General features: G+C 50.4%; 12 protein-coding genes. 4 read left to right on the top strand and 8 right to left on the bottom strand.

Features of this window, described 5'->3' with window-relative positions; all coding sequences use genetic code 11:
• Positions 1-121: 121 nt before the first annotated feature.
• A complete protein-coding gene (locus K4H25_RS06565) occupies positions 122-2,389 on the bottom strand; it encodes an alkaline phosphatase D family protein (RefSeq protein ID WP_221022540.1) in 2,268 nt (755 codons plus the stop codon).
• A gap of 243 nt (positions 2,390-2,632) precedes the next feature.
• On the opposite strand from K4H25_RS06565, the gene tnpA reads away from it, so the two are divergent.
• The 3 genes from tnpA to tnpC all read left to right on the top strand — a co-directional run bounded on the left by tnpA (position 2,633) and on the right by tnpC (position 4,990).
• The gene (gene tnpA, locus K4H25_RS06560) at positions 2,633-2,965 is read left to right on the top strand and encodes an IS66 family insertion sequence element accessory protein TnpA (RefSeq protein ID WP_221020359.1); all 333 of its coding nucleotides are present in this window, start codon (positions 2,633-2,635) and stop codon (positions 2,963-2,965) included.
• Complete coding sequence (gene tnpB, locus K4H25_RS06555) at positions 2,962-3,303, top strand: IS66 family insertion sequence element accessory protein TnpB (RefSeq protein WP_221020360.1); 342 nt, start codon at positions 2,962-2,964, stop codon at positions 3,301-3,303. The genes tnpA and tnpB overlap by 4 nt, the downstream gene beginning before the upstream one ends.
• A gap of 94 nt (positions 3,304-3,397) precedes the next feature.
• Positions 3,398-4,990, top strand: coding sequence for an IS66 family transposase (gene tnpC, locus K4H25_RS06550; RefSeq protein ID WP_221020604.1), 1,593 nt, complete (start codon positions 3,398-3,400; stop codon positions 4,988-4,990).
• 110 nt (positions 4,991-5,100) lie between these two features.
• Here the strand turns inward: tnpC and K4H25_RS06545 are convergent, their stop codons facing one another.
• The 3 genes from K4H25_RS06545 to K4H25_RS06535 are packed head-to-tail and all read right to left on the bottom strand — an operon-like array spanning position 5,101 to position 7,607.
• Positions 5,101-6,285: a M20 metallopeptidase family protein gene (locus K4H25_RS06545; RefSeq protein WP_221022539.1), complete on the bottom strand. Its 1,185-nt coding sequence runs from the start codon at positions 6,283-6,285 to the stop codon at positions 5,101-5,103.
• Positions 6,286-6,735 (bottom strand): hypothetical protein, encoded by a 450-nt coding sequence (locus K4H25_RS06540; RefSeq protein ID WP_221022538.1) that lies wholly within the window; start codon positions 6,733-6,735, stop codon positions 6,286-6,288. It abuts the gene before it with no gap.
• A 5-nt stretch (positions 6,736-6,740) separates the two neighbouring features.
• Entirely contained in the window at positions 6,741-7,607 is an 867-nt protein-coding gene (locus K4H25_RS06535; RefSeq protein ID WP_221022537.1) for a DUF3100 domain-containing protein, read from the bottom strand.
• A 381-nt stretch (positions 7,608-7,988) separates the two neighbouring features.
• Here K4H25_RS06535 and fumC point away from each other — a divergent pair, with 381 nt between their 5' ends.
• Positions 7,989-9,377, top strand: a complete 1,389-nt coding sequence (gene fumC, locus K4H25_RS06530; protein WP_221022536.1) for a class II fumarate hydratase — start codon at positions 7,989-7,991, stop codon at positions 9,375-9,377.
• Between the two features lie 93 nt (positions 9,378-9,470).
• Here the strand turns inward: fumC and K4H25_RS06525 are convergent, their stop codons facing one another.
• The 4 genes from K4H25_RS06525 to K4H25_RS06510 all read right to left on the bottom strand — a co-directional run bounded on the left by K4H25_RS06525 (position 9,471) and on the right by K4H25_RS06510 (position 16,004).
• Entirely contained in the window at positions 9,471-12,374 is a 2,904-nt protein-coding gene (locus K4H25_RS06525) for a phosphocholine-specific phospholipase C (RefSeq protein ID WP_221022535.1), read from the bottom strand.
• A 235-nt stretch (positions 12,375-12,609) separates the two neighbouring features.
• Positions 12,610-12,750, bottom strand: a complete 141-nt coding sequence (locus tag K4H25_RS06520; protein ID WP_221022534.1) for a hypothetical protein — start codon at positions 12,748-12,750, stop codon at positions 12,610-12,612.
• A gap of 141 nt (positions 12,751-12,891) precedes the next feature.
• Positions 12,892-14,133: a DEAD/DEAH box helicase gene (locus K4H25_RS06515; RefSeq protein ID WP_221022533.1), complete on the bottom strand. Its 1,242-nt coding sequence runs from the start codon at positions 14,131-14,133 to the stop codon at positions 12,892-12,894.
• A gap of 551 nt (positions 14,134-14,684) precedes the next feature.
• Complete coding sequence (locus tag K4H25_RS06510) at positions 14,685-16,004, bottom strand: hemolysin family protein (RefSeq protein WP_221022532.1); 1,320 nt, start codon at positions 16,002-16,004, stop codon at positions 14,685-14,687.
• Between the last annotated feature and the right edge of the window lie 68 nt (positions 16,005-16,072).

Raw genomic sequence — 16,072 nt, 5'->3', positions numbered from 1 at the left:
GACTTGGTTTTTCTCTGCGTCTCTGCGTCTCTGCGTCAAAAAGGTTTTGATCAGTGCGGCATAACCAACGTTTGATCCTCATGCCGCAACTCAATCCACTGAACAAGTTGCGTCCCAGCGATTAATTGACTTTCACCTCAAGCACTCCCGATTGAATCGACAATTGCGTGTCTTTCATAATCACCGGGCTAGGGACTTGGCCGTTTTGCAAGGGATTGATTTTTCGGAAGGTGCATTGCAATTGCGTCGGGGTTAGTTTCACCAGCGCGTAGCCTTGTGCATCGGTATCGGCGTAACGAATCCATGGATTATTCACCGGCGCAGCACCCGTTGCTGGGTTGGCAAATGGATTTAGAAACGGTGTGACTTGGCTGGCGGGGATCTGCGCCGCAGTGATGCCGCCGCCGACTTTTTGCGCGATATTTTGCGCAATAAAACCCGCCAGCGTTTGCGCGGCGATGGATTTTTTAGTCGCCGCCAAATTAGCAATCAGCGCGGCAATGGTTTGCCCAAGTTGCCCGCCAAGCAAATCATTAAAGGTATTGACCTCACTACGGCTTAGGCCGGCAGTGGCGACAAAGGCTTGTGCTGGCACGATTTTGGCGTTAATTGCCCCCGTTACAGCGGCGCTCACTTGGCTGCTATTACTTAAATCGCTCACCCCAGCTTGCTGTGCGATACCGACGCTGAGCATTTGAATCGCAATCTGCTCGGACCCCGCTTCACTACTAAACACCAAAGCCTGCGCGCTCGCCAAAGCCGGGTCACGCACGGCACTGGCAAAATAATGGTAGAACGAATCGCTACTCATTCCAGCCGTCACCAAATCGATCAATGCTGGCGTATTGGGCGGCGTAGCGCTGTAGTCAGCATGCGCCACACCGGCGTAAAAACTATGAATATCACCAGTAATGGCCACTACATTTTTGATTTGATTTTGGCGAATAAATTGCAGTAAATCGCTGCGCTCGGCATTAAATCCGTCCCACTGATCGGCGTTAAGGACCAAGTCTTGCTGCAAAGCGCTCGGTACGCCCGGTAAATTGCGGGCGTCTAAGCGCATTTTGAGCAAAGACACTTCATTGCCCCACACTTTCCACTGCGCTTTGGAATTTTTAAGCGTGCTTTTCCACCATTCGCGCTGGGTTTTACCCAAAATCGACACCAGCGCCAACTCGTCGCCCTGCGCTTTACCGATGGCCATTTTTTGCGCTTCCACCGCGCTTAATTGCTGGCTAGGCACTAAGTAACGACTGCCAATACTGCTGCCTACTGCCGCCTCGGGCAAGATATGATCGGCGCGGTAGAGTCGCTCGTCGGTCATCACCAAATGCATCAGCTGGCCAAATTGGAAATCGCGATACAGTCGCACGGTATGAAAACTGCTGGCATTGGCGTCAAACACAATATCTGCCGGCATAAACTCATACCATGCTTGATTGGCCGAGCGGCGACGCGTCGTTTCATGCTTGTTATCCCCGCCGCGCTGTGGATCGTAAGTCCCATTGTCGTACGTGGTCGCGTCGCCCCAGCAATCATCCGAAAACTCATGATCATCCCAGATGGCAATCATCGCAAACCGCGCATGCACCTGCTGCAAACGTGCATCGCTGCGGTATTGTTTATAGAGCGCGCGGTAATCGGCCAAAGTCAGCGCATAGCGCGCACCGGAATTGCCCGCTTTAAACGCACCATCGGGCAGTTTTAAAGCGCCATGCCGGGCTTCAACCTGCCCAGTTTGAAAGTCTTCACCAATCGTTTCATAAATATAATCGCCAAGATGCACGATAAAATCGAGATCCTCAGTCAACAATTGGCTAAAGCCACCCCAGTGATGAATGCTCCAATCCTGACAAGACAAAAACGCAAACTGCAATTGCGCTAAATCAGCATTGGCTGCCGCTGCGGTTTTAAAGCGCCCCACCATCGAGCGCGAACCATTCACAATAAACTGATACCCATAGTAGGTATTGCCCGCTAGACCAGTTAATTTGTGGCGTACACTATGATCCCACTCAGAGAGTGCCGCCAGAGTCACATTAGCAACCACTTTGCCAGTCAAAACCCCTTCGCTCCCGGTTAAGCCTGCCGGATCGCCCTCAGTCACCAATAACTGAATCGTGCTATTCATTGCCGCACCATGGCTGGCAATTGGGTCGACATTGCGCGGCAAAACGCGAGTCCATAATACGATGCTGTCGCTGCGCGGATCGCCAGCCGCAACGCCTTGCGGAAACTGATACTGCAAAGGATTAGGACTCGAACTTGGGCTCGGGCTCTCCGTTGGCCCTAAAGCGGTGTCAGTACCACCACAAGCAGTGAGCAACAGCGGGCTAGCAGCGCTGGCAGTCATAAAGCCAGCAAGACGAATAAATTGACGGCGATCCACGGTTTTCTCCCAGAAAGAGCGCCATCCTCCTCGCCTTGTATTGCAGAAATATAAACGAGTGTTTTATTTTTGATTCTGTTGTAAGCGTGCCAAGCCGCGTTGATCTTTAAAATGCAGAACCCAAGCCACCGGCAAGCTATTTTTAAGCTCTACCCATCCTGATGAAAGTAAGGGCTTAGCCGTTCCACCTCAATTATCGTTTTAATTCAGGCATGCTGCGCTTTTGATTTTTTGGAGCGCAGCATGGGACGGTGGATTGATGCTTTGCAATGGGTTCAACGTTGGCAGACTAGCGGTTTAACTCAAGCCGAGTTTGTCCGAGTGCACCAGCTTAAACGCACTACTTTTTCCAGTTGGCTGCGCCGTAGCCGCCTCGAATCTGCCGACGCATCTTCAGCTGCAATCACCGAACCGCAGATCGCCCCGAAACCATCGGCGTCAAGCATCGTGCCCGCACAATGGCCCGCACCCGTTGCGGCGCAGTTGCAGTTGAATTTCCCCTCCGGCGTGACCCTGACTTTGCCTGCGGCGACCGATCCGGCTTGGGTCGCGGCGTTATTGCGCGGTTTGGCATGATGCCGCCATTCACTTCGCTGCAATTGGTCGTCGAACCGGTCGATATGCGCCTTGGCATCGAGGGTTTGTCGGCCAAGATTCACGCCTGTTTGCAGCGTTCACCCGTCGAAGGTGCAGCGTATGCGTTTCGCAATCAGCGCAGCAATCGCCTCAAAGTGTTGCTGTGGGATCGCTCTGGCGTCTGGTTGGCGCAACGGCGTTTGCATCACGGTCGATTTATTTGGCCACAATCGGGCGATGCTGTGTTTACGCTGGATGCGGCGCAGTGGCAATGGTTGGTGAGCGGTGTCGACTGGCAGCGATTAGCGCCGCCACCGCTGCCAGAATATGTCTACTAATTCACGCTGCGGATGGATAAAATAGTTGTCGCAGTATTACCCTATAAATCATGAAGGATATGATTTGTATGGCAATACCCAGTAAAATCAAAGCATGGATCTCGCTCAAGAACTCGCCAATTCAAACCTACCCGCCGCAGTCCGCGCGGCGATTTTGGCGCAGTCGGTACTCCTTGCTCAGCATACTGAATTAGTCACTCAGCAAGATCAACAACTCAAACAATACGTCTCCGACATCCAAAATAAAACGCAAACCATCGAAGCGCTAACGATGGAATTGGCCTATCTGCGCCGCATGCGTTATGGCGCTAAGACCGAAGTGATGAATCGCGAGCAGCGAGATTTGTTTGAAGAAGCCCTCGATGCCGATATGGCGGCGCTGGAAGCCAAACTCGCCGCCGAGCAAGCCAACAACACCCCCGAGGTCAGCGATAAAAAGCCACGCATTCGCGCAGGTCGCCAAGCCTTACCGGCGCATTTGCCGCGTACCGATATGGTTCACGAGCCTGAATCATGCAGTTGCGGCCAATGTGGTCAGGGTTTAGTTAAAGTCGGCGAAGACATCAGCGAGCAACTGCATGTGCAACCGGCGGTGTTTAGCGTGTTGCGCCACATTCGCCCGCAATACGCTTGCCGCAGCTGCCAAACGATGAGCGCTGCGCCGATTCCGGCGGCGATCATCAATGGCGGTTTACCCACTGCGGCCACTTTGGCGTGGGTGATGGTCAGCAAATACATTGATCATTTACCGCTGTATCGGCTACGACAAATCGCTGAACGCAGCGAAGTGCCGTTAGCGGAAACCACGCTGGCCAGCTGGGTAGGCACCGTTGGCTGGTGGTTGCAGCCATTGGCGGATCGATTGCGTGAACGATTGAAAGGCGAAACGGTGCTGCATGCCGATGAAACGCCAGTCAAACAGCTTGATCCGGGCAAAGGCAAAACCAAAACCGCGTATTTATGGGCGTATCGCAATACGCCTTTGAGTGGCAGTGCGCCGATCATTTTGTTCGACTATCAAGGTGGTCGCTCGGGTCAACACGTCCGAGATTTCCTCGCCGATTGGCAAGGTCAATTGATGGTCGACGACTATGGCGGCTACAAAGCGCTGTTCAAAACCGGCGTGATTGAGCTGGGCTGCTGGGCGCACGCACGGCGCAAATTCTTCGAATTGCATCAAGCCAACGGCAGCCCGATTGCCGCAGAGGCACTGCGTCGAATTGGCGAATTGTATGCACTAGAAGCGCAGGCCAAAGATTTAAACCCCGAACAACGCCGAGCGCTACGGCAGCAACAAGCGCAACCTAAACTGCTCGAATTCAAAATTTGGCTGGATGAAACCGGTAGCAAAGTTGCGCCCAATAGCGCACTCGCGAAAGCGATCATTTACAGCCAACGGCGTTGGACGGCGCTTGAACGCTACGCCCAAAGCGGCATCGCGCCAATCGATAACAATCCGGTCGAAAACAGCATTCGGCCGATTGCGATTGGCAAAAAGAACTGGTTATTTGCGGGGAGCGAGCGCGCCGGTCAACGCGCTGCCGCAATTCAAACGCTACTGGGCACCGCCAAACTCAACGACCTTGACCCGATGGCCTGGCTCACCGACACCCTAGAAAAGCTCCCCACTTGGCCGAACAGCCGCATCGACGAATTATTACCGCTAAGAGCGCTAGCAGAAACTTAAGCGTCAAGGCGGTGGAGCGGCTGAGCGCTTACTGATGAAATCCAAGCCAACAAAAAGCCCTGCAGGTATTAAGCTGCAGGGCTTTTTTTGATTGATCTAGGGAGCAATACTTAATGCGTAGCCAGATGAATAAAGATTTGAGCACCAACCAGCATAAAGTCATCATCGACAAAATACGGGTTCGCGTGCAAATAGTTATTGATGCCTTTGCTGCTATTACCGCTACCTAAAAAGAACATCGCACCGCGTTGCTCGCGGGCGGCGTTCACCATCAGGCTAAAGTCTTCGCTGCCGGTCATTGGCTTGCAATCGGCTTGCAGTAGCTCAGCAGGAATAATGGCTTTGGCTGCGCTAACCACCCGTTGATACGCATCTTGATGGTTAATCACTGCAGGGTAACCGCAGTAATCCATGCTGGTAACAAAACCACGCAAGGTGCTTTCTTTAACAATGCCATCAAAACTATTTTTTAAGATTTGATCGGTATTGGCATCCATGGCGCGAATTGTGCCGCGCGCTTGGGCATGATCGGCAACGGCATTAGGAATCGTGCCGCCATGAAACATACCGCAGCCAAAGACGGCAGGGCTAAATGGGCTGGTTTTTTTGGCGACAATGTAGTCAAAGTCCATGACGATTCTGGCGGTTTCGCGAATCGCATCCAAGCCTTTTTCTGGTGTTGAGCCATGCGCCGAAATGCCTTGCACCTCCAAAGTCCAAGCCGAACCATATGACGACATCACACCAGCATTAATCAACACCGTACCGCATTCGCGTGAAGCGTCGTTATGCAGCGCATACACTTCGTCAACGCCATCCATACAGCCCAATTCAACCATTTTATCCGCGCCCGGAACGCGCATGTCTTCTTCGGCCATTTGGAAGACAAAACGCACATTGTGCTTTAATTCTTCACGGTGCAAAGCCAGATAGCGCGCGGCAGTCAGCGCAATCGTCATATGCGTATCATGACCACAATTGTGTGCGCAGCCGGCATGCGTTGAGCTGTACGCATTGTCGGTTAGATCATCCATCGCCAAGGCATCCATATCGGCACGAAATGCCACGCGGCGCGCGTCGGGATTGATTTCTAAATCAGCAATAAATCCAGTAAAACCGGGATACGTCGTGATCTGGTAACCCACTTCACGCATCAAGTCTTGGCAGAACTGCGTGGTTTTATGCTCTTGACCGGATAATTCAGGAATTTGATGCAAGTGGCGCCGCGTTTGAATACTAAAGTCGTGCAACTCACGCAATTTGGCGTTCAATTGAAAAGCATTCAACGTGTTCATTTAGATAATTCCTTTCATTTGGAAGCCGATTTGCGCCACCAAGGATGCGCCAAAGAAGCAGCTCGTTGAAACAATCAAGAAAATCACAATGACTTTCCACGACATTTTTTTCAATTCTTCCATCTGGCCACCGACCGACAAACCAGCAAAAGCCAGTAAAGGAACACAGCAAGACAAAAACGACACTTTACCAATCGACTCTAAAAAGTAAGCACGAACCAGTGTATCGGGCAGGCAAATCGCAATCCCGATCAAAGTGGCGTAGGCAAAAGTCGGTAGGGACGATGGAATAAACTGTTTGGCAACCAGTGATAAAAACACCACGATCGACATCGCTAAAAAGCTATGCAGCATGTCAACAATCGGCGTTCCTGTCGTCAGGAGCTGGGTAAACATGGCTAAGATAATCGCCAAGAACACCAATTTCATATCAATTAAGATGGCTTTCATTGAATTTAGCCCGCCTTTTTATTACAAAATTTATACATAAACTCAGCCAGCGGAATACCAAGGTAGGTCAACGACAAAGCCCCCAACACCGATGACAATAAATTGGATGCGGCTGCGATACTGAGCACTTGTTGCGCGAGTTGCGGCTCTAAGCCATTAATTAATGCCCCCGAAGCAGCGCTGAGCATTGAGCCACTGCCCACACCAGCACCAGCCGCCAAGGCCAATGGATTTAAGCCGGTCAATGGACCTAAACTACCCAAAATACTGAACCATAAGGTACCAACCACTGAGCCACAGAGATAAATCGCCAGCACGCCAACATACTCAGGACTACCCGTACCAAATCGGCCTTGAATCACCGCAATAGACGGCTCGCGGCTAATTGACGAGCAAGCGCCGATGGCTTTACGGCCAAAACCAAACTTCACCGCCAATGGAATCGCGATAAAAATCGGTAATAAATTGCCTAATTCTTGCATCACCAAAGGAATACCGGCGGTAACGATAATGTCCAGATTCGGAATAATCATGCCTGCGTATTGGGTACCAAGTACCAAGAGGCAAATACCGACCATTTTGGAGCAGAAGTTTTCTTCTTTTTCAGTAAAAATCTGGCCCCAAGCTTTAACTTTTTGCTTAGTCCAATTGACTGATAAACCCATGCCAATCATCACTGCAAACAACATCGGCAAGATCGGTAATTTAGCGATGCCGACATCGATTTCTTGTTTGCCAATAATAAATTGCGCGATAAAAATGACAATCGCAGCGACAATCCCACTGGTCACTGCAATTCTTACTCCACTACGACTAGGGCCTAACTCATCCGCTGGCGGCGTTGCGCTGGCATGATCCTGATTTGTGGACATTATTTTCCTTTGCTTAAAGCATACCCAACGGTATCGTTTCCGAATGCTAGCGATAGTAAGGCAAGCCCAAAGGCTAAAAATTGACAGGTATCAATTTTTAACAGTCGAGCCGTAGTGACATAATGCCAAGTCAAAGTGAGCCCAATTAGTAAGGCAATGTGTTAACCACTGCGCTTTAACCTCAAAAAAAATCACCATAAAAACATCACGATAAGCATCGTGCAAGCATGAAAACAGCTTTAAAGAAGATTTAAAAACATGTAATACAACACCATCTGATTGATTAATTTACACACCACAGTAGCGCCAATTCAGCACTCGCACGGCAGCGCTGGCTCGCTTGCGCTATACCAAATGATCGACTCGTCACAGGGCAAGATCATGAGCAATTACCGCATCGAAACTGATTCGTTTGGCGCCATTGAAGTGCCAGAGTCGGCATTATGGGGCGCGCAAACGCAGCGCTCTTTGCTGCATTTTCATATCTCAACCGAGGCGATGCCGACTGAATTAATGCAGGCTTTAGCGCGGGTTAAACGCGCCTGTGCGGCAAGTAATCAAGCGCTGGGTTTGCTCGATGCCAATAAGGCCAACGCGATTATTGCCGCTGCCGATGAAGTGCTCGCTGGGCAACATGCAGCGGCGTTTCCCCTTTTGGTCTGGCAAACAGGCTCAGGCACGCAAAGCAATATGAATATGAATGAAGTGCTCGCCAATCGAGCATCTGAATTACTCGGTGGCTCGCGCGGTGCAGCGCGCTTATTGCACCCCAATGACGACGTGAATCTTGGGCAATCGAGTAATGATATTTTCCCCACCGCGATGCACGTTGCCGCCGCGCAAGGGATTCACAATGAATTACTGCCCAGTTTAAGCCGCCTGATTGACAGCCTTCACAGCAAAGCGGCTGAGTTTGCCGACATTATCAAAATCGGCCGCACGCATTTACAAGATGCAACCCCGATCACGCTCGGGCAAGAAATATCCGGCTGGTATAGTCAACTGGAGCACGCCGAACACATGCTCAAACTCAGTTTGCCATCTTTATGCCAATTGGCCGTTGGCGGCACGGCCGTCGGCACGGGCCTCAATACCCATCCACAGTTTGGCGCTCGCGTTGCCGCCGAATTAGCCTTGCAAACGGGTTTACCTTTTGAATGCGCGAGTAATAAATTTGCCGCTTTAGCTGGGCACGATGCGATGGTTAGCGCGCATGGTGCGATGAAAACCTTGGCCACGGCCTTAATTAAAATCGCCAATGATATTCGTTGGTTAGCCTCTGGCCCGCGCTGTGGCTTGGGCGAATTACGCCTACCTGAAAACGAACCGGGCAGCTCAATCATGCCCGGCAAAGTCAATCCTACCCAGTGCGAAGCGATGACGATGCTGTGCTGCCAAGTATTGGGCAATGATGTCGCCATCAGCATCGGGGCGGCGTCAGGCAATTTTGAACTCAATGTCTTTAAACCCTTAATTGCCTATAATTTTTTGCAAAGTCTGCGCCTATTACGCGACGGCATGGCTAGCCTAACGACGCATTGTATTGTCGGCATCGCTGCAGAGCGCGAGCATATTGCCGCACTGCTTGAGCAATCCTTAATGCTGGTTACCGCGCTAAGCCCGCATTTGGGCTACGATCAATCGGCCGAAATCGCCAAATATGCTCTGAAACAAAACTGCACTTTAAAACAAGCTGCGCTGGATTTAGGCCTGTTAACTGCTGAGCAATTTGATACTTGGGTGAATGCCAAAGCGATGACGCATTCCTAACAACAAGGGCCGCAAATGCGGCCCTTGTTTCATGCAACAATCCGACTCAGTCAATCCAATTCAGTCAATCCAGTCCAAGCGATGAATAGGCCATTACTGACAAGCGCCCAAATCTTGCCACGGCATGGCACTACCTGCATTGCGGCTTGGCCGCTCGCCTTGGCTGAGCCACTTGGCTTGATATTGCCGCCCCTGATCGGTGACAACACTACCCGCTGGATAACTCACTTGGCTTTGCCAAGGGCTAGCGCAACTGAGCGTTTTTGCGTTCATGCTCACACTACGCAGCGTTTGCAATGGCTGATTGGCCGCGGCAATGGCGCGAATTTCGCTAGCTGGTAATGCACGATTCCACACGGCTACATCGTCAAAAGCCAAAACAAATTTTTCTTTCGGGTAGCGTTTGTAGTAATCACCACGGGCATCTTCGTTGAGCGCCCAGCGTTGATAACTTGGCACGATTTTTCCCGTCACATTGGCATACGACAGCACACTTTCGCCAATCAAACCGGCGGCATTGCTGGCATAACAGCGCATGCGTTTTTGCGCTGGCTCCAACACAATCGCGACATACACCCAAGCGCCAGTTACCATTCCTAAATACGTATCGGCGCGATTGGTTCCGTCGCCGATATTAAATTTAAAGCGGCCATCGCCCGAATGGCCAATGGAAATACCGGCATTTTTGCCCGATGCCCAGTCTTTATTGGCGACAACACTGCACATATTGGCGCCCATATTGCTTGGCATTTTGACCCAAAAACCTAAGGTAAAATCAGCGGCACTCGGATCAAAAGGCATAAATGCAGCACTACCCTTAGTGGCATCAAGCTGCAAGGCAGATAAATACTTGGCGCCAGCGCTATACCCTACAGTACCAACTGACGTTAACGCCGCACTACCGATCTCGTCATTGAGTGTGTTTTCAAATTGATAATAATGACTCACTTGGCTAAGTATGGCGGCGGTAAATGGCGCTTGCAGCGGCGGCGTGGGCGTGGGTGCCGGAGTTGGCGTAGGCGTGGTGATGCCTGCAATCGGCAAACGGCCCGGATAAGTTTGGCTGATACCGCCTTCGATATGACCGCAGTATTCATAAATAAACCGGCCGCTACTATCATTGGCAAGCAAAATCATCACGTCATACCAATTATTCAGCGTCGAAATCGTCCAGCTGGCGCTGGCATTTGCGCCAATCACTTGCTGGCTGCGCTGCCCAGTTAGATAGTCATCGACATACAGCGTTAACACCGCGGGTGCGCGGTTTTGCACCTGCAGCGTGATAAAACCCCCATTTAAATTGGGCAGCATGCTGATTTGCGGATAAGCGCCATTTTGCCAAGCATTGGGCAATAAACTACCGGCAAAGCGCCGATAAAAACTATTTGGGCCATGAATCGCCAAATCAAACTGCCCAGCAGTGGCGGCGGCACCATCAATGATTTGATTTTGCGCGCCGTTACTCGGCACGGTGACAAATATCGGATTAAACACCAAACTTTGATAACCATGAATATCAAAAGCGGCTGCTTGCGCCCCGCTATTACTCATTTGCAGCGTAATTTTTTTACTCGCCGTATCCACCACGGCATCGACATTCACTTGCACCGCCACCGGTCGTAATGGCCGCGAGCCACCAGCCGAGCTGATCGGCGCCCCTGTTTCTCCATTCGGTTGTGCGGCCGGCAAACTGCTACAGGCAAAAGCGGCATCACTGGCCAAAATTGCGGTATCGGGTAAACCCGTTGGATAGGCATAAGGGCTGGCCGTAAAGTCAAAACCATCCATTAAATCTGCGCATACACTGCGCCGCCACGCACTGATATTCGGTTCTTGCACGCCAGTGAATTTTTCTAAAAAGCGAATCGTCGACGTTAAATCACACGTTTGGCTATAAACATAACCGCCGATACTCCACGGTGAAATCAGCCACGTTGGCATGCGGTGGCCTAAGCCCAGCGGAAAGCCATTTTTCCATTCATTGGCCGTGCCAATCGGCGCAGTGGGCGGCACAACGTGATCAAAAATCCCGCCGTTTTCGTCATAGGTATAAATAAAAACTGTTTTTTCCCATACAGCAGGATTGCTCGCTAGTGCATCTAAAAAAATCTTGGCGTAATTAGCGCCAGCGTTTGGTGCATGGGCTGGGTGCTCAGACAGCGCTGCCGGAGCAATAATCCAGCTCACCGCTGGCAAAGCATTGTTGGCCACATCCTGCGCAAATGCATCGCGGCTACGCTTGACCATCCCATTTAAATACAAGGGTGAACTGGGCAGTGCAGTTTTAAATTTAGTAAACCACGCTAAGGCATTGTCGTCATAATTGTCTTGCTCTTGATACATTTTCCAGCTGACACCGGCAGCTTGCAGCCGCTCGGCATAGGTAGTCCACGTGAATGGAATTGTTTCGCTATTGTCCATTACCGCGCCAGCCGACCACAGCCCTTGACCGTTACTACCACTCATTAGAAATAAGCGATTGGGATTGGTACTGGTATTGCTTGCGCAAAAAAAATGATCACACGTGGTAAAGACATCGGATAAAGCGTGATGGAAGGGAATGTCTTCGCGCTGGTAATAACCCATCGCATAATTGCCTTTATTGGCAATCCACTGATTCATTTGCCCGCCATTAAATGCATTACGGCCAGAAACCCAATCATGCGTGACATCGACCATGCACTGGCCATTGCTGGTTTTGCTATTGAGGCGAAACGGCCAAATTGACTGATTATTGGCATTTTTTTGCGCAAAAACGCTACTGCCATCGGGTTGGCGTAATGGGTGTGGATCATTAAAGCCGCGCACGCCGTTCAGCGTGCCTAAATAATGATCAAATGAGCGGTTTTCCTGACTCAAAATCACCACATGTGCCACCGAAGACAAACTACCGCTACTGGTTCCGGCGGCTAAAGCGCGTTGCACGCTCAAAGGCAAAGCGGCCAATGCGCCGCTGGCGCTGGCATATTTTAAAAACTGACGACGATCGAAACTCATGACTTCTCCTTAGAAAAGTCAGCATCGTCGTCTAGATGTATTGAAGTTTTATCACGGCCAAATCAATTTTATATGACATACAATAATTTGTTCTATATGAAATCGACCTCTTAGCCGCGCAGCCTTATGCCGTAAGCTGACGCCTTACCGCAAGCAGCATCAATAAAAAAAGGGCATCCGAAGATGCCCTGTTGTTAATTTAAGACGCGATGCATTTAAATGAGCCGTAGCGCCATTATTTTCCCTGTGAACCAGCATACTTGCTTGCTAGATCGGCTTGCTCAGCGCCCGAAAGTCCCATGTGATTCATATCACCAGCATGTACGGCGCTCATCGCAAAAGTAAACGCCAAGGCCAGCATTAAGAGAGTTTTCATCGTCCTACTCCTATATCGATTCATCCGGCTTTAGCTATAGCGCCTACTGATTTGAAATCGGGCTAAATAGCGCTCAACGGCGCGACTTAATTGGACTATCGGTGGTTTACCTTCAGCCTGAAAATCCCTATCGCCTTGCTGTCAGTTTGAATCTGGCTCATGTCCTTCTTGCTGAGCTCTGGCAGCTGCGGCACGTAATTTATCTTTTTTACTCATTCGAGCGCCTTTAATACCGCCCTCACCCGAACCAGCAACGGCCTGCTCTTGCGCAATAAAGCCATCGATTTGCTCGCGTGCAATGCGCATTTCAAGCCGTTTTTCCAGCAATCTGAAATGCGCTTCACTATGCGGCGTGACTAAGCTAATCGCCACCCCACTGCCACCCGCGCGCGCAGTGCGGCCAATGCGGTGCGTGTAATCGGCCGGCGAGCGCGGTAAGTCAAAATTAATCACGCAAGGCAAGTCGTCAATATCAATCCCGCGCCCAGCTAAATCGGTCGCCACCACCACTTGTAAATTACTGGATTTAAATTCGGCCAAAACTTGGCTACGCCGACCTTGGCTAAACTCACCATGAAACGGCGCGGCTTTAATCCCTGCGCTGGCTAAATAGCGCGCCAATTGTTCGGCGATATTTTTCGACGCAACAAACACCAAAGCGCGCGCATCGCCACTATCTAAAATCAACTGCACCAATAAATCCGCACGGCGTGCCTCATCCACCACAATCGCACGTTGCAAAATATCCGGGCGATTTTCATCGTTGTTTTCAATAATAATGCGTGTGGGCTGCTGCAAAATGGCATCGGCCAGCGCATTGACATTGCTTGGAAACGTTGCCGAGAATAATAAATTTTGTCTAGGACTAGGTAGCAAAGCCAAAATACGATTGATTTCTTCGCTAAAACCCATATCCAGCAAGCGATCGGCTTCATCGAGCACCAGCGTGGTAAAGACTTCGGGCTTAATGGCATTTTGTCCGATCAAATCGAGCAAGCGCCCCGGCGTGGCCACCAACACATCCGCCCGACCACGCAATTGCATCATTTGTGGATTGATCGATACACCACCAAACACCGCCACCACTTTAATGGGCTTAGCCAGCGTTTGTACTAGCGATTTGATTTCTTGCCCCACCTGCATCGCCAACTCACGCGTTGGCACCAAAATCAACACCTTACGCCCAGCGCCTTGCACCAATTGCAATAAAGGCAAAGCAAAAGCCGCGGTTTTACCCGATCCGGTCGCCGCCTGCGCCAGCACGTCCTCACCACGTAAAATCGCCGGAATGGCGGCGGCTTGAATCGGCGTAGGCTGAAGGAATTTTTTTTTGCTGGCAGCAAGGGTCAGAGCGGGCGATAAACCCAAAACGCTAAAGGGCATAGCAGGCCTTAATCAAAGAATATGTCGTGCATGATACCAAGTGAGGGCAACACTGACCGAAAAACATCGCGGTTTAGCTTTGCCAACGGCAAAACCAAGCCATGAATTGCCCCGATTACAGCGACAAAAAAGCCGTTACGTAAATTACGTAACGGCATTCATCGTTGACCAACTCATGCTGCAGCATTTAAATGCTGCACTTCAAACTAGGCAAAAAAAGGTAATATTCAGATTTGGTGTTGATGCTGTGCCGCGCTCGTCGAGCTGGGGCTTAAAATCCCGTTCAAGCGCACCGAGTGAGGAGAGAGACAAACGGTTTTATCGTTTGGCTCACGACAATCGAGGGCACAGCGGAGCTGGGCGCGCTCGGGGCGCCTTTCTTTCCCCCTCTTTCTTTGGCGAGTCAAAGAAAGAGGGTCCCCGTCGCGGACTGCGACTGTAAAACAATGTGCCGCAGGCACTTAAAATCATCAACACGTAATTTGAACATCGCAAAAAAAAGTATGTATATCTATGCAGGTTTTGACCTACAAGTTAAACATAGCGATACCCTAGCCATCACTATTTCTACTCATCTCGTCAATCGGCGTTGCTGGTTTTTCGGTGGCGAGGATTTTATCGATGCGGCGACCATCCATATCGACCACTTCAAACTGCCAGTTTTCCCATTGCGCAATATCACCGGTTCTTGGCATTTGCCCCAACAGCAGCATCACCAAACCACTTAAGGTGTGATAACTGCCTTTTTCTTCATCCGGTACCGTCGGCAAGGCCAAGCGATCTTTAAGCTCAGGAATCGGAATCAAGCCATCGAGTAACCACGAACCATCCACCCGCTGCACCGCCCATGCGTCGTCACTATCCTCGGTAGTGAATTCGCCGGTTAAGACTTCAAGTACGTCTTGCAACGTCACCAAGCCTTGCACTTCGCCGTATTCATCGATCAAAAAGACCATTTCAACGCCGGAAGTACGCATTTGGTCGAGTAACTCTAGGCCGCTTAACGTTTCTGGCACAAACACGCAAGGCTGCAAATTGCTGGATAAATCAATCGATTCGCCTTTGAGCATTTTTTGCAAAATGTCTTTGGCACTTAAAATTCCGAGCAAATTATCAAGCCCATCTTGGCACACCGGAAAGCGTGAATAACGCGCTTCAGACACAATCGCCATGTTTTCTGCGACCGAGTCATCTAAATCGAGCACAACCATTTCTGAGCGTGGCACCATCAAGGACGCCACTTTTCTATCGTCTAAACGCAGCACATTTTTCATCATGGTGTGCTCATGCTCTTCGATTAAACCGGCCGCTGAGCCTTCGTGCAACACGGCATCGATTTCATCTTGCGTGACGCTTTGTTGGGTATCTTGATCGGCACCCAGTAAGCTCAGTACGCCTTTGGTTGAACCCGTAAGTAAGTGCACAAAGGGGCGGGAAATCAAAGCTAAAAACTGAATCGGCCGGGCGATTAAGCAAGCAATTTTTTCTGGACTGATTTGTCCAAGACGTTTGGGGACTAATTCACCAAACACAATCGAAAAATAAGTCACCGACATCACCACCAGCACAGTGGCGATAGTGGTACTCAGCTCAGGGCGCATGCCCGATTGGATCAACCACTCGGCAAATGGTTCGGCCAGCACCGATTCACCAACAATACCGCTTAAAACCCCAATCGAGGTAATGCCAATTTGCACCGTAGACATGAATTTAGTCGGTTCATCGGCCAGCTTTAAAGCCGCTGCTGCGCCTTTGTTTCCCGCTTCTGCCATTTTACTCAGCCGCGCTTTGCGTGAGCTAACCAAGGCCAACTCCGACATTGCAAATAGGCCGTTTAGCAAAATCAGCCCCAGCAGCATGAACACTTCCATGAATCAATCCAAATTGTAAATAATTTGTATAGATGCGGCTAAAGCCAAAAAATTCAATGCAAATGCGA

Source organism: Deefgea piscis, from assembly GCF_019665785.1.
Classification (GTDB): Bacteria; Pseudomonadota; Gammaproteobacteria; order Burkholderiales; family Chitinibacteraceae; genus Deefgea.
Note: the sequence above shows the minus strand (reverse complement) of the source record. Positions and strands in the feature narration are given on the sequence as shown.

Excerpts from the sequence above, each read along its gene's own strand:
- tnpB (WP_221020360.1), top strand. The coding sequence starts at position 2,962 with ATGATGCCGCCATTCACTTCGCTGCAATTGGTCGTCGAACCGGTCGAT.
- K4H25_RS06525 (WP_221022535.1), bottom strand. The coding sequence starts at position 12,374 with ATGAGTTTCGATCGTCGTCAGTTTTTAAAATATGCCAGCGCCAGCGGC.
- K4H25_RS06515 (WP_221022533.1), bottom strand. The coding sequence starts at position 14,133 with ATGCCCTTTAGCGTTTTGGGTTTATCGCCCGCTCTGACCCTTGCTGCC.
- K4H25_RS06510 (WP_221022532.1), bottom strand. The coding sequence starts at position 16,004 with ATGGAAGTGTTCATGCTGCTGGGGCTGATTTTGCTAAACGGCCTATTT.
- K4H25_RS06520 (WP_221022534.1), bottom strand. The coding sequence starts at position 12,750 with ATGAAAACTCTCTTAATGCTGGCCTTGGCGTTTACTTTTGCGATGAGC.
- fumC (WP_221022536.1), top strand. The coding sequence starts at position 7,989 with ATGAGCAATTACCGCATCGAAACTGATTCGTTTGGCGCCATTGAAGTG.
- tnpA (WP_221020359.1), top strand. The coding sequence starts at position 2,633 with ATGGGACGGTGGATTGATGCTTTGCAATGGGTTCAACGTTGGCAGACT.
- tnpC (WP_221020604.1), top strand. The coding sequence starts at position 3,398 with ATGGATCTCGCTCAAGAACTCGCCAATTCAAACCTACCCGCCGCAGTC.
- K4H25_RS06540 (WP_221022538.1), bottom strand. The coding sequence starts at position 6,735 with ATGAAAGCCATCTTAATTGATATGAAATTGGTGTTCTTGGCGATTATC.
- K4H25_RS06545 (WP_221022539.1), bottom strand. The coding sequence starts at position 6,285 with ATGAACACGTTGAATGCTTTTCAATTGAACGCCAAATTGCGTGAGTTG.
- K4H25_RS06535 (WP_221022537.1), bottom strand. The coding sequence starts at position 7,607 with ATGTCCACAAATCAGGATCATGCCAGCGCAACGCCGCCAGCGGATGAG.